Source organism: Caloramator fervidus (genome assembly GCF_900108045.1).
Lineage (GTDB): Bacteria > Bacillota > Clostridia > Clostridiales > Caloramatoraceae > Caloramator > Caloramator fervidus.
Genome location: NZ_FNUK01000022.1, coordinates 1 through 18,142 on the forward strand (window position 1 = coordinate 1; position 18,142 = coordinate 18,142).

Genomic DNA, 18,142 nt, shown 5'->3' on the forward strand with positions numbered 1-18,142 from the left:
TTAATACAACAGGATCTATGCTTGGTCTCCCATTATTTAAGCAATACATGTCCTTTACAAGATCATATATGAAATCAAAATTGATAGCTTTTTCTATTTTTCTAACTAAATGATCTTCTGGAACCAATTGGTCAACAGAGATAAATTCAACTTGTTCTCTACGAATTTTATCTTTGTTGATTGTTAGCATACTTATCCTCCTTTATTACTTCGTATATTATTATATTTCGACATAAAAAAAGAGAATCCTTTTTTTGTGATGGATTCTCTTTTTAAAATTATACTTTGTCAACAATCTGAGAGTAGGCTTTTGCCTACTCTTTTATATTCCTGCAATCTTTTTAATTTCGCTTTTTATTATATCAGACTTTGTTCCAAATATTGCTTGAATACCGTCTCCAACTTCAACAACTCCTGCTGCACCAAGTTGTTTTAATCTTTCTTTGTTTACTTTACTTGTATCAACTACATTTACCCTAAGCCTTGTTATGCAAGCATCTATATACTTTATGTTTTCTTTTCCTCCTAAGGCTTCAAGAACGTCTTGGGCAAGAGATGAAGTTGAAGTTGCAGCAGCTTCAGAAACTGCTTCTGTTTCGTCATCTTCTCTTCCAGGAGTTTTTATGTCAAAGGTTCTTATAGCAAATCTAAAACCAAAGTAGTATATAACCGCAAAGACTAATCCAACTGGTATAACAAGCCACCAAGCAGTTCTGTTTGGAATAACTCCAAATAGTATAAAATCTATTACTCCTCCTGAGAAGGTCATTCCTATTTTAACGTTTAATATATGCATTATCATGAAGGAAAGTCCTGCAAATATACAGTGTATTGCATAAAGGAAGGGTGCTACAAACAGGAAGGTAAATTCAATAGGTTCTGTAATACCTGTTAAGAAGGAAGTTAGTGCTGCTGAAGCAAAAATTCCAGCAACTATCTTTCTTTTTTCAGGCTTTGCTTCATGGTACATAGCAAGGGCTGCTGCAGGAAGGCCGAACATCATAAATGGGAATTTTCCAGTCATAAATGTTCCTGCTGTAAATTTTACACCATCTTTAAGTTGAGCAAAGAATATAGCTTGGTCTCCCCTTATTATTTCTCCTGATTTACTTACATATTCTCCAAATTGATACCAGAAGGGGTTATAGAAAATATGGTGAAGACCAAAGGGTATAAGAGCCCTTTCTATAACGCCAAATATAAAAGCAGCAAGTGTTTTGTTTGTATCTATCATGGAGCTTGAAAAAGCATTTAATCCGTTTTGAATAGGAGGCCATATAACAACCATTATAAGACCTAAAACTATTGAAGTTGCTGCTGTTATAATTGGAACAAATCTTTTTCCTGCAAAGAATCCTAAAAATGGAGGAAGTTCTATTGTATAGTATTTTTCATATAAAGCATAAGCAATAAGTCCTACTATAATTCCACCAAAAACTCCTGTTTGTAAAGTTGGAATTCCAAGAACGTTAGCATAAGCAGGGCTTTTTCCAACGTGGGCTGGAGTAACTCCACCTACTATTCCCATTGTAACATTCATTATTAAAAATCCAACTATGGCAGAAAGGCCTGCAACACCTTCCCCCCCAGAAAGTCCTACAGCAACACCTACTGCAAATAGTAAAGGAAGATTGCTAAAAATTATTCCTCCTGATTGCTCCATAACCTTTGCAATAGCTTGTATTGATGGTGAGTTGAATATAGGAGCTTTTTCTAAAAAGGCTTGTTGTTGAAACATGTTTCCAAGGGCAAGCAGTATTCCTGCAGCAGGAAGTAGTGCAACTGGAAGCATAAGAGCTTTACCAACTTTTTGAAGTGTTGAAAAGGCTTTTTTTGACATTTTCACTCCCCCTTTAGAATAAATTAAAAAAGGCATAAGTAGAGATAACCTCTACTCATGCCTGATCGAATCAGTAACACGAGGTTTTAGTTTAATTTAAATTTTTCTAATTTTCATTATAGCATGTAAATTTCATTCCTTCAATAGGGAAATTGTATTATAAGATAGAAAATTGTATTATAATTGAGAAAATTGTATTATAATTAATACAAAGGGGGTGATTGGGTGGAAGGATATGAAGTTGTAAAGGTTTTTAATAATAATGTAGTTTTGGCAAAAAAAGAAGATATTGAATATATATTAATAGATAGAGGAATAGGTTTTAATACAAAAAAGGGAGAAAAAATTTTAAAGGATGCTTTTGAAAAGGTCTTTATTTTAGAAAGCGATATTAAAGATAAATTTACACAACTTATTTCAAGGACTGATAAAGAAATAGTTGGGGTATGTGAAGAAGTTATAAACATGATTTCAAAAGAATATGATGATTTAAACAAAGATATACACATAAAATTAGTGGATCATATTGCCTTTGCTGTAAAGAGAATAAAAGAGAAGGATGAAATTGAAAATCCTTTTTTGACAGAAATAGAAACTTTATATACAAAGGAATATGAAATAGCTAAAAGAGCGGCATCTCTTATAGAAGAAAGGCTTAATATTAAAATACCCGAGGGAGAGATAGGGTTTATTGCTCTTCATATAAATGCGGCAAAGAGTAAGGAAAGTTTGTCAAATACTATAAAAAGCGCATATATTTGTAATAGTATAGCAGAAATTATAGAAGATGAACTTAAAATAGAAATTGATAGAAAATCAATAGATTATGCAAGATTTGTTACCCATATAAAGTTTACTATTCATAGGGTGATTAATAATATTCCGATAAAAAATGAGTTGAAGGCATCTATTAAAAGAAAATATAAAGAATCCTATAGAATTGCAAAGCTTGTGGTGGAATTTTTAGAAAAAGAATTAGATCAAAAGATATCCGATGATGAGGTAGCATATATAGCTATGCATATTGAAAAATTAAAGAATAGGGCATTATTTTGACAGATTATATTGACAATTTTCAACATTACATATAAACTATTAATTAGATTGGCGTGTAGCTGACTGTGTCAGGCAAGAGCCAAAAGGGTATTTTTTACCCTTTTGGCTCTTTTATATTATAAAAAGGAGGAATAGGTGTGTTTGGATTTTTTAAAAAAAGCAAAGAAGTTAAAATAAAGTCTCCTATAAAGGGTAAGATAATAAATCTTTGCGAAGTGGAAGATGAGGTTTTTTCAAGCAAGATAATAGGAGATGGATTTGCTATAAAGCCAGTTGAAGGTGTTGTTTATTCGCCAGTTGAAGGGAAGGTAGTTCAGCTTTTTCCAACAGGACATGCTATTGGTATAAAAACAAAGGAAGGTTTAGAAATTTTAATTCACATAGGGATAGATACCGTATCTATGAAGGGGGAAGGTTTTACTCCTTATGTAAAGGTTGATGATAAAGTTAATGTTGGGGATAAGCTAATTTCCTTTGACCTTGAACTTGTAAGACAAAAGGCAAAATCAGATGTTGTTCCTGTTGTTATTACTAACATGGAGGTTGTTTCAGAGCTTAAAGTGGATTTTAAAGATTCAAATGTAGGTGATGAAGTTGCTTATGTAAAATTAAAGTAGGGGGTATATTTATGGTTGAAGCAAAGATAAAAATAAATAGCCAAACGGGACTTCATGCAAGACCAGCAAGTTTATTAGTAAAGGAAGCTAATAAGTTTAAATCAAATATTTGCTTAGTTAAACATGATAAAGAATATAATGCAAAGAGCATAATGAGCGTAATGTCAATGGGAGCAACTTTTGGAGATGAGATTATAATTAGGGCTTCTGGGGAAGATGAAAATGAGGCTTTAAACTCACTTAAATCTATAATAGAGGCTTTAAAAGATTGAGGTGGAAAAAATGTTAAGGGGAATTGGAGCATCATCTGGAGTAGCCATAGGAATTGCAAGGGTTATCAAAAAAACAAGTGAAGTAGAAAAAGTTTTAATAAAGGATACTCAAAAAGAAATAGAAAGATTAGAAAAGGCTATTGAACTAGCAAAGAAGGAGATAGAGGATTTGAAAGTATCCTCAAAGGAAAATATAGGTGAAAAGGGTGCAGAAATTTTTGAAGCGCATCTTATGATTTTGGAAGACGTTGAATTTATTGGTGCTATAAAAGAAAAAATAAATACAGAATTTATAAATGCTGAATATGCGGTAAAACTTACAAGTGATGAGTTTGCTCAAATATTTATAAATATGGATAATGATTATTTTAAAGAAAGGGCAGCAGATATTAAGGATATAGGAAATAGAATAATAAATATACTCCTTGGGAAAAACAATAATTCTATATCAAGTATAAAAGAAAGCTGTATTATCGTGGCCCATGATATAACCCCTTCAGAGACTGCACAAATGAATAAAGATTTAGTATTAGGAATGGCGGCAAACTTAGGAGGAAAAACTTCCCATGTAGCTATTTTAGCAAGGACTTTAGAAATTCCTGCGGTTTTGGGCTTAGGAAATATAACTGAAGTTGTTAAGGATGGAGACTTATTAATTTTAGATGGGGATAACGGGTTGGTTTTAATAAATCCAAGCCAAGAAACTATAAGCGTTTATAAAGAAAAGCAGGAAAAAATACTTTTAGAAAAAAGGGAGCTTTTAAAATACAAAGATGTAGAGATAAAAAATAAACTTGGAAGGAAAGTAGAAATAGCTGCTAATATAGGAAATCCTTTTGAAGTTGATATAGCTTTAAAATATGGAGCAGAAGGTATAGGACTTTTTAGAACAGAGTTTTTATATATGGACAAAACATCAATGCCAACAGAGAATGAGCAGTTTGAAGCATATAAGTATGTTCTTGAAAAGATGAAGGACAGGCTTGTTATAATAAGAACCCTTGATATAGGTGGAGATAAGAACCTTCCTTATCTTAATTTAGAAAAGGAGATGAATCCATTTTTAGGCCTTAGGGCAATAAGACTTTGTTTAAATAAAAGAGATATATTTAAAACACAGCTTAGAGCACTTTTAAGGGCTGGCTTATATGGAAACCTTGGGATAATGTTCCCTATGATATCTAGCCTAGAAGAATTAAAGGAAGCTAAAAATATACTTAAAGAGGTTGAAAGGGAATTAGAAGCAGAAGGAGTTGAGTATTCTAAAGATTATAAAGTAGGCATAATGATAGAAACGCCTTCATCTGCAATAATTTCAGATATATTAGCAAAGGAAGTTGACTTTTTTAGCATAGGAACAAATGATTTAATACAGTATACTCTTGCTGTCGATAGAATGAATCAAAACGTATCTTATTTATATAACCCTAATCATCCAGCTATATTAAGACTTATAAAAACCGTAATAGATAATGCTCACAAAGAGGGTATTTGGGTTGGAATGTGCGGAGAGATGGCTGCAGATGTAAATATGTTAAATACTTTGTTGGAGTTTGGAATAGATGAGCTTAGTGTAAGCCCTCCTATGATTTTAAAATTAAAAAAGAGCTCAGGACAGGCGTCTTAATGCCTGTCCTTTTTTACTAGAAGATAAATTATAAATGTGATATAATTACCTGAAGGATTAGCCTATTTAGTAAAAGGAGGCAGAGTATGAGGCTTAGGCATAAACCATGGGCAAGACCAGAGCTTGAGGCTTGCAGTTTTGTTATAACAAATCCAAAGGATTTTAAGGGAAAGTGGAAGGAAGTTTTTAAAAATGATAATGAGATATATTTAGAACTTGGTTGTGGAAAAGGCAAATTTATATCAGAAATTTCAGCACAAAACCCTGATAAAAATTTTATTGGGATAGATTTAAAAAACGAGGTTTTAGTTTATGCAAAAAGAAAGGTTGAAGAAAAATTTAAAGAAATGGGAAAAGAAGTTGATAATGTAAGGTTAATAATAGGAGATATAACTTATGTTGATGAGATGTTTGATAAGGATGAAATCTCAAGGATTTATCTTAATTTTAGCACCCCGTGGCCTAAGAAAAGACATAACAAAAGAAGATTAACTTATCCTAGATTTTTAGAAAAGTATAAAACCTTTTTAAAAAAAGGTTCCGAAATTTGGTTTAAAACAGATCATGAGGATTTTTTTAAAGATTCTATAAATTATTTTCAAGAATGCGGATTTACATTAAAGTATATAACATACGACCTTCATGGAAGTGACTTTAAGGAAAATATAATGACGGAGTATGAAATGAAGTTTGCATCCCTTGGGCAAAAGATTATGTTTTTAATTGCGGCATATTAACGGAGGGATAGAATGAAAATAGGTATTACTACAACCGTTCCAATTGAGGTTTTATATGCTGCAGGCTATCAAGTTGTTGACCTTAATAATATATTTATTTCATCAAAGGATTATTTAAGATATATAGAAATAGCTGAAAGGGATGGATTTCCTAAAAGCCTTTGTGCTTGGATAAAGGGAATATATGGGGCGTGTATTGAAAATAATATAAAGGAAGTAGTTGGAGTTATTGAAGGAGATTGTTCTAATACAAAGGCTCTTGTGGAGGTTTTAAAATCTAAGGGTATTAAGATTTATCCTTTTTCTTACCCAACAAAGCATACTTTAGATGAGGTTAAAAAATCTATTGATGATTTTATAAATCAGTTTAATGTTTCAAAACAGGAAGTAGAAAGGGTAAGAAATAAATTAAACATAGGAAGGAAACTTGCAAAGGAAATTGATAGATTAACTGTTGAATTTAAAGCGACAGGCTTTGAAAATCATTTGTATCAAATATCATTAAGCGATTTTAATGGTGATGTTGATGGCTTTATAAATATTTTAAAACAAAAGGTTGAAGAAATAAAAAATAGAAAACCTAAAGTTAAAAAATTAAAGCTTGCGTATATAGGAGTTCCTCCTATGACAGGAGATTTATATGATTTTGTTGAAGGTTTTGATGCCCAAATAATTTACAATGAAGTTCAAAGGGAATTTGCTTTTCCAAGGTTTGATATGGTTAAGGATATTTATGAACAGTATTATTACTATACTTATCCTTACAGCTTACAATACAGGCTTGAGGAGATAAAGAAGCAGTTAAAGGAAAGGGATATAGATGGGGTTATCCACTATACTCAGGCTTTTTGTTATAGAGCAATAGACGATATCATAATTAAAAGTCAATTAGAGGTTCCTGTTTTAAACATAGAAGGAGATAAATTAAATTGCCTTGATGCAAGGACGAAAATAAGAATAGAGGCATTTTTAGATATGTTAAAGGATTTAAAGGGTGATTAAATTGAGGATACTAGGTATTGATTTAGGTTCAAGATTTGTAAAAGTAGCTTTGATGGAAAACGGAAAGATAGTGGAAAAATTTAAAGTAAGTACAGTAAAATTTTACAAGGAATATTGTAGGTATGAAAAAAAGTTGCTTGTAGATTTTAAAAGGCTTGGCATTGATAAGTTTGATGTTGGAGTCTCAACAGGTTATGGAAGGAACAACGTTGACATAGAAAATTTTAAAATAATAAACGAACTAAAGGCCCATGCTTATGGAGCTATTTATCAAACAGGCCTTAAAAACTTCATACTTTTAGATGTAGGAGGACAAGACGTTAAGGTTATAAGGGTAGAAAAGGGTATTTTAACAGATCTTGAGCTTAACGATAAGTGTGCAGCTTCCTGTGGAAGATTTCTTGAGAACATGGCAAAGATACTTGAGGTTTCCCTTGATGAATTATCCTCTTTTTATGAAAATCCAGTTGAATTGAATTCTACCTGTGCTGTTTTTTCAGAATCAGAGCTTATAGGCAAAATAGCAGAGGGTGTTCCATTTGAAAGGCTTTGTGCGGGGGTTAATTTTTCTTTGTATAACAGGCTTAGGCCTCTTCTTACTAAATTTAAAGGAAGGACTCTTTTACTATCTGGAGGAGTTGCTAAAAATAAAGCCCTTTTGGAGTATTTAAAAAGGGATTATGATGAAGTAAAAGTTTTAGATAATCCTGAATATAACGGAGCGTTTGGTTGTTGTTTTTATGCAATTAAAAGCAAAGGAGGATTAAAATGAAGGCTTTAGTTTTAACAAGCGGGGGACTTGACAGCACTGTCTTGCTTGCAAAGATAGTAAAAGAATACGGAAGTCAAAATGTAACGGCTCTTAATATATATTATGGGCAAAAACACTCTAAAGAAGCGGAATTTGCAAAATACCAAGCTGAAAAATATGGCGTAAATTATATAACTGCTGACCTTTCAGAGGTTTTTAAATTTAGCAAGGATTGTCCGCTTTTAAAGGGAAGCGATAAAGAGATACCTAAAAAATCTTATGCAGAGCAGCTTAAAGAAATGGGAGGACATGGAGTTGTTTCAACTTATGTTCCTTTTAGAAATGGTCTTTTTTTGTCTTATGCAGCAGCAGTAGCCCTTCAAATAGGAGCACAAAAAATATTTTATGGTGCCCATGCTGATGATGCTGCAGGAAGTGCTTATCCAGACTGCAGTGAAAAATTTATAGAAAGCATGGCAAAGGCTATTTTTGAAGGAACAGGAAATAAGGTAAACCTTGAGGCTCCATTTTGGAATTTAACAAAGAAGGACATAGTTAAAATAGGCTTAGATTTAGATGTTGATTTTTCCCATACTTGGAGCTGCTACGAAGGAAAAGAAGCTCCGTGTAGAAAATGCGCAACTTGTATAGATAGGGAGAGGGCCTTTGAGTTAAACAATACTATAGATCCCCTTGTTAGGAGGTAATAAATTTGAAAGTAATGGCAACAAAAGAGTTTACCTTTGATTGTGCCCATATGCTTTCAAATCATGAGGGAATGTGTGCCAATTTACATGGCCATACTTATAAACTTCAAGTTACGGTAACCCGTGATGAATTAAAAAAAGAAGGTTCATCCCAAGGTATGGTTGTGGATTTTGGGGATTTAAAAAGGATAGTTAAGGAGCTTATTGTGGATAAGTTCGATCATTCTTTTATATTTTGGGAAGGCGGAAGCGAGGCTGAAAGGAAGATAGCAGATATTGTTCAAAAGAACAATCTTAAAATAGTTAAATTTAAAGATAGACCTACAGCAGAAAACATGGCTCTTTATATATTTAAAGTTTTAAATGAACATCTTAAAGATAAGAATTTAAGGGTTGTTAAAGTAAAGCTTTATGAAACGCCAACTTCCTTTGCAGAGGTGTATGAAGATGTATCCTATTTCTGAAATATTTAGCTCTATTCAAGGGGAAGGTTCTTTTTTAGGATGTCCTGCAACTTTTATAAGGTTTTCTGGATGTAATTTAAATTGTCCATGGTGTGATACGGATTTTAGTTTTAAAAAATACATGACAGTTGATGAAATAGTAAGCTTTGTTGAATATCAAAAGGTTATAATAACAGGAGGAGAGCCAACCCTCTATGATTTAGAGCCCCTTTTGGTTAAGTTAAAGGAATTAGGAAAGATTGTAATGCTTGAGACTAATGGAACAAATCCAACAGATAAAATAAGGCATTTAATTGATTGGATAGTATGTTCTCCAAAGCCAGAGGTTAACTGGGAGATAAATGAAAGGTGTTTATTTGATGAGTTAAAATATGTTGTAGATGGACAGTTTAATCCAAAGCTTCATATTAAAGAAGATATTAAACAAAAGTATAAAGATAAAATATGGCTTCAGCCTGAAAGCAGTAGATTCTATGAAAGGGCAAAGCAAGCCTTTGAAATGGCAATGAAAGAACCCTACCTTAGGGTAGGTCTTCAGATGCATAAAATAATAAATGTAAGGTAACCAGGTTAATCCTGGTTTATTTTTTAAAGGGTGGTGGACATGAAAACAGCTTTTGTAGTTTATTACAATAAACTTAACAGAAATAGTTTAAATGCTTTATCTGCAGCTCTTTGTTCAGATGAAATTACAAGGGATATTCCAATATACTTTTTTAAAAAAGAAGAGGATTTTAAAAATCTTTACGAGGTAAAGCAAAATTATGATATTACAGTTGTCGGAATATCTTTTTTTACAACTCAAATTTGGGATGTAAAAGATTTAATGGAGAAGATTAAAAAGGAACATAAAGATGTTTTAACAATTGCAGGGGGACCTCATCCTACAGGGGATGTTGAAGGAACATTAAAGTTGGGTTTTGATATAGTGTTTGTAGGTGAGGCGGAGGATTCCATTGTTGAGTTTTTTAGGTGTATTAAATTAAATGAGGATTATCATAAAATAAAAGGGATAGCATATTTAAAAGATGATAAGGTTTATTACACAGGAAAAAGAGATTACGTTGACCTTGATAAGCATCCTCCATTTCCTTATATGTTAGGGAAATTTGGACATATTGAAATAACAAGGGGATGTCCATTTGCTTGTAAATTTTGCCAAACTTCTTATATATTTGGAGGGAAAGTAAGGCATAGAAGTATAAATAAGGTTTTAGAGTATGCACAAAAGATGCTTGAAAGAAATCTTACAGATTTTAGAGTAATAACTCCAAACGCTTTTTCTTATCTTTCTTTAGATGGAAAGGGCATTAATTTAAAAGGTTTAGAAGAATTTTTAAAAGAAATTTATAAACTTTATAAGCCAAAGGGGAAAATTTATATTGGGTCTTTTCCATCAGAGGTAAGGCCAGAGCATGTAACAGAAGAAACTTTAGAACTTTTAAAAACTTATGCGGATAATAAAAACATAATAATTGGGGCTCAAAGCGGAAGCTGTAAAATTTTAAAGGAGTGTAAAAGAGCCCATTCTGTTGAGGATGTTTATAGGGCTGTTAAGCTTTCTGTAAAATATGGATATGTTCCTGATGTTGATTTTATATTTGGGCTTCCCCATGAGACTAAGGAAGATGTTTTAGATACCATAAATTTTATGAAGGAGCTTGTAAAACTTGGTGCACGAATTCACGCCCATACCTTTATGCCCCTTCCTCAAACTCCCTACGCAAAGGAAAGGCCGGGAAAAATAGATTATAAAATAAAAGAGACACTAAGAAATATGCTTAAAGCTGATAAAAATGTTGTTTTTGGTAATTGGACAGTTCAAGAAAGACAAGCAGAAAGGATTTATAATTATTTAAATTATGGAATATTATAATTTAGGGGGATTTTTATGAAGATATTAATTAAAGGAGGATTTATTTATCCTGTTACAAGTCCTTGCTTTGTAGGGGATATTTTAATTGAAGATGGGAAGATAAAAAAGGTTGGCAAGGATATCAAAGAAGATTGTGAGATTATAGATGCAAAAGAAAAGTTTATATTTCCGGGTTTTATAGATGCCCACAGTCACCTTGGGCTTTTTGAAGAAGGAGTAGGCTCTATATATCAAGATGGGAACGAATCTACAGATCCTATAACGCCTCATGTTAGGGTAATAGATGCATTTAATCCTGATGATAAAGCTGTTGAAAGGGCCTTAAGCGGGGGAGTTACTACTGTTATGGTTTTACCCGGAAGTGCAAATCCAATCGGTGGGCAGGGAGCAATTTTAAAATTAAAAAGCAAGATAGTTGATGAGATGATAATAAAAGAACCTGCAGGATTAAAAATAGCATTTGGTGAAAATCCCAAAAGGGTTTATGGTGGAAAAAATCAAACTCCTTCTACAAGACTTGGAACAGCTGCTGTTATAAGGAGTTATTTTATGAAGGTTCAAGATTATATAAAGAAAAAAGAAAATTCAAAAAATGAGGGAAAGGAATTTTTAGATAGGGATATAAAGCTTGAGATAGGGGAAAAAGTTTTAAAGGGAGAGCTTCCTGTAAGGGCCCACTGCCATAGAAAAGATGATATTTTAACAGCTATAAGGATATCGGAGGAGTTTAATTTTAAAATAATTTTGGAGCATGCAACTGAAGGATATAAAGTAGCTGATTATATAAAAGAAAAGAATATCCCTGTGGTTTTAGGTCCTTTATTTGGATTTAATACAAAATTAGAGCTTAAAGATAGAACATATGAATCAATTAATATTTTAAACCAAAAAGGTATATTGACTTGTATAATGTGTGATCATCCGGTTGTTCATATTGAAAACGCTAATATTCATGCTGGAGTAGCTTTAAGATATGGAGCGAAGGAAGAAGATTTGATTAAAATGCTTACCATAAATGCTGCAAAAATACTTGGAATTGACAGGAGGGTTGGAAGCATAGAAGAAGGAAAAGATGCAGATATTGTAATATGGAGCCACCATCCCTTTGATTTAAGGGCTAAGGCTGAGATGGTTTATATAGATGGGAAGTGCGTTTATTTAAGGAGGTAAATATGAGAAGGTTTTTAATAATAATTTTTATGTTTTTTATATTTGTTCCAAAGGTTTATGCCCATAAGCCTATATTTGAAACAAAGGATACAACTTTTGAAAATCCAATAGTTATAAAGGACCATAAGATAAGTTATGCAGTTTATGGGAAACTAGACAGGATGGATGATGTTGATTATATAAAATTTTATGCAAAAAAAGGAGAACCTTTGTTTATTCAAATGACAATTCCAATATTTAAGGGAAATGAAGATTTTAGTCCTTTGTTTGCTATAATAGGAAAAGGCATAAATAGAAAGGATAAACTTCCCTTTGACATTCCAAAGGACTATGGGGCTATCGTTTTAAAACCTACCCCTAAGGAATATTTTTATGAAAAATTTACTCAAACAAAGTATTATATAAGACAGAGCATAAGAAGTGAAATACCTGAAGATGGAGAATATTATGTTGCTATATTTTCAAATGGAGAAAAAGGAAAATATACCCTTGCAATAGGAGATAAGGAGAAATTTACAATATTAGATTGGCTAAAGATGCCTTTTTCCTATGTTGCTGTAAAATACTTTTTTAATCCTTTAAAAACAACTTTAATTTTAATACTTTTAGTAGGGTTAATTTATATTATAAAGTTTAAGCTCCAAGCATAGGCTTGGAGCTTTCAAAATTCGAAGGGTTTACAAATTATTTGTTTAATTTTTGTATCAAATATAGAAGCGGCATGGGAAGGTCTTATTATAATTGCCGTATCTGCCCCTTCTTCTGTTCCACCTATTGCAATTACGTCTTCTCCATAGGGGATAAGTCCTGCATCAAGGGCCATAACAGATATTTCTACTGCAACCTTAACTCCTTGTCCAAGCATTCTTAAAGTATGGGCCATTATTTCAACTGGATATATTCCCGAGAATTTTCTTGAAATTCCTCTTTCAGCTCCAGATAAAACATGGGTTCCTGTATATACTTTAAAACCTAGTTTTGTAAGTTCATCTATTGTATTTTTATCAATTTCCATAACTCCTGGTTTTTCAAATCCATTGACGTGGGTTACAACTATCACGTTTTTTCCACATCCGGCTAGAAATTTTGCAGTATATCCAGAGCAGGACGCAACGACTATATATTCTATTCCGTGTTCTTCTGCAGCCTTTAAGGCAAGTTCTATGGTTTTTGCGGTATTTTGTTTTCCAGGATTTTCAAAATACATTTTATCACCTCCTAAAGTTATATTATAATAATATTAGAATTTTTAAAAGAAAGGTAAGGGGATAATATGAAACTTTTTTTACTTTGTTTGGCAGGTTTTATTTCGGCTTTTGTGGATTCAATAGCAGGGGGAGGAGGTCTTATATCGGTTCCTGCCTTCATGCTTTTTGGGCTTTCACCCCATATGGTGCTTGGAACTAATAAATTTTCAGCAACTACAGCATCCTTTACAAGCTCAATAAAATATATAAAATCAGGAACAACTAATAAGGAACTTTTAAAATATCTAGGGCCTATGTCCTTTTTAGGAGCAATAGTAGGGGTAAACTTAGTTTTAAAAATAAACCAAAAGTATTTATATGCTTTAGTTTTAATTCTTATATTATTTGTTGGGCTTTATACTTTATTTTCAAAAAGAATAGGAGAGGAAGATAATTTTAAAGGTCTTAATAATAAAAATATAGCCCTTGGAATGATTTTTGCTTTTTTAATAGGATTATATGATGGATTTTTTGGTCCAGGAACAGGATCTTTTTTGATTTTTGGGCTTATAAAGATATATGGTTTTAATTTTCTAAATGCCGCTGGTAATGGAAGGGTTTTAAATTTTTTAAGCAATTTAGCATCACTTTTTATGTTTGCTTTGAAGGGAATGATAAATTATAAAATTGCCATTTTAGTTGCACTTTTTATGATAATAGGAGCAAGGTTAGGAACTAAAGCAGCCCTTTATAAAGGGGTTAAGTTTATAAAGCCTATCTTTGTTACTATGTCAATTTTAGTTGCATTAAGGATGCTTTACAACTTTGTAAAATAATTCCTATTTATATTATAGACAAAAACTATTTGAATATATGGTTGAATTTGGTATAATCTTAATAAATACAGAATATATTATAGGCATTCCTCTTATAACCTGCATTGCAGGTTATAAAAAAAAGAGGTGAAATGCCGTGAATGTCTTGCGCGGTAAAATTGAATTTTTAAGAAAAAAATGATTAAAAAAATTGAGGAAAAAAATTCGATGACAGACGAGGAGGTTGTAAAAATTAGTCAAGATCTAGACAAGCTTATAGTAAAATATGAAAGATTATTAGGGAAGATAAATAGGGGATAGTCCCTATTTTTTCCATGTCAATTTAATTGACATTTTTAAATAATTAATTATAATAAAATTGTAGGGTATGCACCCGTAGCTCAGCAGGATAGAGCAACGGTTTCCTAAACCGTGTGTCGGAGGTTCGAATCCTCTCGGGTGCACCAAAAGGTGGCGGAAATTTCCGGCACCTTTTATTATTTTATTTGTGGTGATTTTATGATGCACGAATATTATATGAGGATTGCACTAAAAGAGGCTGAAAAATCCTTGCTTGTTGATGAAGTTCCTGTTGGAGCTATAATAGTTAAAGATGGGAAAATAATCGCAAGGGCGCATAATTTAAGGGAAACATTAAAGGATGCAACAGCCCATGCAGAAATATTAGCTATAAATGAAGCCTGCAGAGTTCTTGGAGGCTGGAGGCTTATAGATTGCATTATGTATGTTACCCTAGAGCCTTGTCCTATGTGTGCAGGAGCCATTGTTAATTCTAGAATAAAAACTTTAGTCTTTGGAGCTAGTGATCCTAAGTCTGGTGCCTGTGGAAGCATATATAATATAGTAAACGATGAGAGATTAAACCATAGAGTTGAAGTTATAGGTGGGGTTTTAAGGCAAGAGTGTGGCGATATTTTAAAGAATTTTTTTAAAAATAAAAGAAAAAGAGATTGATATTTGGTGTTAAAAATTGTAATATATATTTAGCGTGGAGAGATGGCCGAGTGGTCTAAGGCACTTGACTCGAAATCAAGCGTGGGGGTAACCCCACCGTGGGTTCGAATCCCACTCTCTCCGCCAAATCCGGCAAAAGCCGGATTATTTATTAATTGAGGTTGGGGATGGATATGGCTGTTGATATTGTTAAAAAAAATATTTTGCTTGTGGATGATTCTAATTTGATACAGGTTACAATAAAGGAAATACTAGAAATGGAAGGATATTCAGTTGATACAGCTTCTACTTTTGATGAAGGAATAAACATTATAAAGAATAAAGGGAAATTATTTAATCTTATTATTTTAGATATTCATCTTCCGGATAATAATGGACTTTGTTTTATTGACCTTTTGAGAAATTCAGATGAATTAAAAGCCTATAAAAATATTCCTATTATGATTTTGTCATCAGATTCAACAGTAGCTACGGTAAAAAAAGCAATAGAAAAAGGAGCAAATGATTATTTAAATAAGCCTTTTAGTACTTATGAGCTTTTAAAAAGGATAAAGAAGTTGCTTAATGAAAATAAAGAAGGAAATTATGATAGATTAATTGAGATCTTACAGGAGGAAATTGAAAGGGCAAACAGAGGAAACTACAGTTTAAGCCTTATTATTTTAAGCAAAGAAAGTCAAGATAACTTAAAGATAAAAAACATAGTAGAAGATATATCAAAAATTTTAAGAAAAATTGATACACTTTTAGAGCTTGGGCCTTCAGCGTTTTGTATTGTTCTTCCCTTTACAAAAGAAGAAGGAGCAAGGGTTGTTTTAGAAAAAATAAAGGATAAGCTTTTTGGAAGATGGTATATAGGAATAAGTGAATATCCAAAAGAAGCAAAAAGTGCAGAAGAATTGTGTAAAAAAGCAAAAGAAAAGATTACTAAAGAAATTACACAAAATGATTAATTTATACATAAATTGTTATTGAATGTTTAGAACAAATGTAGTATAATTTATAATTGCAACGTGGAGAGATGTCCGAGTGGTCGAAGGAGCACGACTGGAAATCGTGTGAACCCCCCAAAGGGGTTCCGCGGGTTCGAATCCCGCTCTCTCCGCCATGGCCGTGCTAGACGGGGAGGTAGCGGTGCCCTGTACCTGCAATCCGCTATAGCAGGGTCGAATTCCTTGCTGAGGTACCTGCCTGTAGGGACTGCCCCTGGTAAGTGGTGTTGATAATCGGGTCCTATGCAACAGAAACCTGTGAACCCCGCCAGGTCCGGAAGGAAGCAACGGTAAGCAGGCCCTTCTGTGTGCCATAGGGTAGCCTGATTGGAGCTAACTGCCAGGGTAACGCCTGTAGGTTTATATCGAGGCAAGGTGCACGGCCTTAAAGATCTGGTTTTCCAGGTCTTTTTTTGTATACAGACAAAAAGCTGGTGCTAAGTCACCAGCTTAATTTTTAAAGGAGCTGATTTTATGAGAATTGCTCTTTATAGAGAATGGAGGCCTAAAAATTTTGATGAGGTTGTTGGCCAAGAACCTATAGTAAAAACGTTAAAAAATCAAATAAAAACAGGAAGAATAGCCCATGCCTATTTGTTTTCAGGAACAAGGGGAACAGGAAAAACTTCAACAGCTAGGATATTTGCAAAAGCAATAAATTGTTTAGATCCTGTTGATGGGAATCCCTGTAATAGATGTGAAATATGTGAGGGGATAAACAAAGGGACTTTACTTGACTTTATTGAAATAGATGCAGCTTCTAATAACAGGGTAGAAAATGCAAGGGATTTAATTGATACGGTATCAATTCCGCCTTCAAAGGCTAAATATAAAGTGTATATAATAGATGAGGTTCATATGCTTTCAACTCATGCTTTTAATGCCCTTTTAAAGACATTAGAGGAACCTCCTGAATATGCCATATTTATTTTAGCTACAACAGATCCCCAAAAGGTCCCTGTAACTATACTTTCAAGATGTCAAAGGTTTAATTTTAAAAGAATAAAAAATAGCGATATTAAAGAGAGATTAAAGCTTATATTAAACCAGTTAAACATTGAAGCAGAGGAAAAGGTTTTGGATCTTATTTCTTTTTACTCAGATGGGGCATTAAGAGATGCTTTGTCTTTGCTTGATCAATTAATATCCATGATAGATGGGAAACTTAATTATGAAGATGTTATATCTATACTAGGATTGACCTCAAGGGATAGTATATTTAAACTTGTGGACATGATGATTGAAAAGGATGTCCAAAATTCCCTTAAGTTTGTAGAAAATATTTTATTAGAAGGAAAAGATGTGAATAATTTTATAGAAGAGATAATATCTCATCTTAGAAATCTTCTTATGATAAAGGTTTCAAAGAACCCCTTTGAAATAATAGATGCAGGGGTCGATTATATAAATCAACTAAAGGTTCAGGCAGGAAAAATTTCAAGCGAAGAGATAATGAGGGGAATAAATATATTTATAGAGGCTGAAAACGATGCAAAAACCTTTATGCAGCCAAGAATTGCCCTTGAGATGGCTATTATTAAGTTTTGTAGGATAGAATATGATACTTCCATTGAAGTTATTTTAAATAGGTTAAACAGGCTTGAAGATATGATAAAGTCGGGAAATATAAGTATAAAAGAGGCTGTTAAAGAGAAAAAGGATTTGGAAAAAGAAAAGAAAATTGAAGAGGAAGAAGAAATTATAAATACTGATGTTACACTAGATGAAGCTAGGATAGCATGGCAGGATGTTTTAAATTATTTAAAGATTAATAAAAAAATGACCCTTGCCTCTTTGCTTAATCTAGGGGATATAACAGATGTAAAAAATGGAACAATAACCATTGTTTTTGAAGAAAAATACGCTTTTTCAAAGAGGAAAATTGAAGAGGGAGATAACAAAAAGTTTGTAGTTGAAGCTTTTTCTAAGGTTCTTAAAAAGCCAGTAAAAATAAAAATAGAGGTTGAAAATCAAAAAAATGATATAGAAGAAGTTATAGATAAGGCAAAAAAAATATTCGGTGAAGACTTAGTGGAAGTAGTTGATGAATAAGT

General features: G+C 32.6%; 21 protein-coding genes, 3 tRNA genes and 1 other RNA gene. 22 read left to right on the forward strand and 3 right to left on the reverse strand.

Features of this window, described 5'->3' with window-relative positions; all coding sequences use genetic code 11:
- A partial coding sequence (locus C4R78_RS07655) for a transposase (RefSeq protein ID WP_479722865.1) occupies window positions 1-190 on the reverse strand: 190 nt, incomplete at its 3' end.
- Window positions 191-322: 132 nt separating this feature from the next.
- Entirely contained in the window at window positions 323-1,840 is a 1,518-nt protein-coding gene (gene ptsG, locus C4R78_RS07660) for a glucose-specific PTS transporter subunit IIBC (protein WP_103896486.1), read from the reverse strand.
- 225 nt (window positions 1,841-2,065) lie between these two features.
- Here ptsG and C4R78_RS07665 point away from each other — a divergent pair, with 225 nt between their 5' ends.
- The 13 genes from C4R78_RS07665 (at window position 2,066) to C4R78_RS07725 (ending at window position 12,769) form a co-directional block, all read left to right on the forward strand.
- Window positions 2,066-2,896 carry a PRD domain-containing protein gene (locus C4R78_RS07665; RefSeq protein ID WP_103896487.1) on the forward strand — a complete coding sequence of 277 codons (831 nt, stop codon included), beginning with the start codon at window positions 2,066-2,068 and terminating at the stop codon, window positions 2,894-2,896.
- Between the two features lie 137 nt (window positions 2,897-3,033).
- The gene (locus C4R78_RS07670; protein ID WP_103896488.1) at window positions 3,034-3,513 is read left to right on the forward strand and encodes a PTS sugar transporter subunit IIA; all 480 of its coding nucleotides are present in this window, start codon (window positions 3,034-3,036) and stop codon (window positions 3,511-3,513) included.
- An 11-nt stretch (window positions 3,514-3,524) separates the two neighbouring features.
- The gene (locus C4R78_RS07675) at window positions 3,525-3,785 is read left to right on the forward strand and encodes an HPr family phosphocarrier protein (RefSeq protein ID WP_103896489.1); all 261 of its coding nucleotides are present in this window, start codon (window positions 3,525-3,527) and stop codon (window positions 3,783-3,785) included.
- A 10-nt stretch (window positions 3,786-3,795) separates the two neighbouring features.
- Window positions 3,796-5,412 (forward strand): phosphoenolpyruvate--protein phosphotransferase, encoded by a 1,617-nt coding sequence (gene ptsP / locus C4R78_RS07680; RefSeq protein WP_103896490.1) that lies wholly within the window; start codon window positions 3,796-3,798, stop codon window positions 5,410-5,412.
- A gap of 86 nt (window positions 5,413-5,498) precedes the next feature.
- Window positions 5,499-6,149 (forward strand): tRNA (guanosine(46)-N7)-methyltransferase TrmB, encoded by a 651-nt coding sequence (trmB, locus tag C4R78_RS07685; protein ID WP_103896491.1) that lies wholly within the window; start codon window positions 5,499-5,501, stop codon window positions 6,147-6,149.
- Window positions 6,150-6,161: 12 nt separating this feature from the next.
- The gene (locus tag C4R78_RS07690) at window positions 6,162-7,151 is read left to right on the forward strand and encodes a 2-hydroxyacyl-CoA dehydratase family protein (protein ID WP_103896492.1); all 990 of its coding nucleotides are present in this window, start codon (window positions 6,162-6,164) and stop codon (window positions 7,149-7,151) included.
- Between the two features lies 1 nt (window position 7,152).
- Window positions 7,153-7,923 (forward strand): acyl-CoA dehydratase activase, encoded by a 771-nt coding sequence (locus C4R78_RS07695; protein ID WP_103896493.1) that lies wholly within the window; start codon window positions 7,153-7,155, stop codon window positions 7,921-7,923.
- A complete protein-coding gene (queC, locus tag C4R78_RS07700; RefSeq protein ID WP_103896494.1) occupies window positions 7,920-8,609 on the forward strand; it encodes a 7-cyano-7-deazaguanine synthase QueC in 690 nt (229 codons plus the stop codon). Before C4R78_RS07695 ends, queC begins: the two co-directional genes overlap by 4 nt.
- A 14-nt stretch (window positions 8,610-8,623) precedes the next feature.
- Window positions 8,624-9,073 carry a 6-carboxytetrahydropterin synthase QueD gene (gene queD / locus C4R78_RS07705; protein ID WP_103896515.1) on the forward strand — a complete coding sequence of 150 codons (450 nt, stop codon included), beginning with the start codon at window positions 8,624-8,626 and terminating at the stop codon, window positions 9,071-9,073.
- Entirely contained in the window at window positions 9,051-9,638 is a 588-nt protein-coding gene (locus C4R78_RS07710; protein ID WP_103896495.1) for a 7-carboxy-7-deazaguanine synthase QueE, read from the forward strand. Before queD ends, C4R78_RS07710 begins: the two co-directional genes overlap by 23 nt.
- A 39-nt stretch (window positions 9,639-9,677) precedes the next feature.
- Window positions 9,678-10,949, forward strand: coding sequence for a TIGR04013 family B12-binding domain/radical SAM domain-containing protein (locus tag C4R78_RS07715; protein ID WP_103896496.1), 1,272 nt, complete (start codon window positions 9,678-9,680; stop codon window positions 10,947-10,949).
- Window positions 10,950-10,964: 15 nt separating this feature from the next.
- Window positions 10,965-12,119, forward strand: coding sequence for an amidohydrolase (locus tag C4R78_RS07720; RefSeq protein WP_103896497.1), 1,155 nt, complete (start codon window positions 10,965-10,967; stop codon window positions 12,117-12,119).
- A 2-nt stretch (window positions 12,120-12,121) separates the two neighbouring features.
- Window positions 12,122-12,769 carry a hypothetical protein gene (locus C4R78_RS07725; protein ID WP_103896498.1) on the forward strand — a complete coding sequence of 216 codons (648 nt, stop codon included), beginning with the start codon at window positions 12,122-12,124 and terminating at the stop codon, window positions 12,767-12,769.
- 11 nt (window positions 12,770-12,780) lie between these two features.
- On the opposite strand, the gene C4R78_RS07730 is transcribed toward C4R78_RS07725, so the two are convergent.
- Entirely contained in the window at window positions 12,781-13,326 is a 546-nt protein-coding gene (locus tag C4R78_RS07730; RefSeq protein WP_103896499.1) for a pyruvate kinase alpha/beta domain-containing protein, read from the reverse strand.
- 66 nt (window positions 13,327-13,392) lie between these two features.
- Here C4R78_RS07730 and C4R78_RS07735 point away from each other — a divergent pair, with 66 nt between their 5' ends.
- The 9 genes from C4R78_RS07735 (at window position 13,393) to dnaX (ending at window position 18,140) form a co-directional block, all read left to right on the forward strand.
- Window positions 13,393-14,142, forward strand: coding sequence for a sulfite exporter TauE/SafE family protein (locus tag C4R78_RS07735; protein ID WP_103896500.1), 750 nt, complete (start codon window positions 13,393-13,395; stop codon window positions 14,140-14,142).
- A gap of 177 nt (window positions 14,143-14,319) precedes the next feature.
- Entirely contained in the window at window positions 14,320-14,442 is a 123-nt protein-coding gene (locus tag C4R78_RS07740; RefSeq protein ID WP_103896501.1) for an aspartyl-phosphate phosphatase Spo0E family protein, read from the forward strand.
- A gap of 69 nt (window positions 14,443-14,511) precedes the next feature.
- A tRNA-Arg gene (locus C4R78_RS07745) sits at window positions 14,512-14,588 on the forward strand.
- Window positions 14,589-14,640: 52 nt separating this feature from the next.
- Complete coding sequence (gene tadA, locus C4R78_RS07750) at window positions 14,641-15,096, forward strand: tRNA adenosine(34) deaminase TadA (RefSeq protein ID WP_103896502.1); 456 nt, start codon at window positions 14,641-14,643, stop codon at window positions 15,094-15,096.
- 36 nt (window positions 15,097-15,132) lie between these two features.
- Window positions 15,133-15,222 (forward strand) — tRNA-Ser (locus C4R78_RS07755).
- A 47-nt stretch (window positions 15,223-15,269) separates the two neighbouring features.
- On the forward strand, window positions 15,270-16,049 hold the full coding sequence (locus C4R78_RS07760; RefSeq protein WP_159945862.1) for a GGDEF domain-containing response regulator: 780 nt from the start codon (window positions 15,270-15,272) through the stop codon (window positions 16,047-16,049).
- Window positions 16,050-16,111: 62 nt separating this feature from the next.
- Window positions 16,112-16,204 (forward strand) — tRNA-Ser (locus tag C4R78_RS07765).
- Between the two features lie 3 nt (window positions 16,205-16,207).
- Window positions 16,208-16,471, forward strand: an RNA gene (gene ffs, locus C4R78_RS07770) — signal recognition particle sRNA large type.
- A gap of 91 nt (window positions 16,472-16,562) precedes the next feature.
- Window positions 16,563-18,140 carry a DNA polymerase III subunit gamma/tau gene (dnaX, locus tag C4R78_RS07775; protein WP_103896504.1) on the forward strand — a complete coding sequence of 526 codons (1,578 nt, stop codon included), beginning with the start codon at window positions 16,563-16,565 and terminating at the stop codon, window positions 18,138-18,140.
- Window positions 18,141-18,142: the final 2 nt, after the last annotated feature.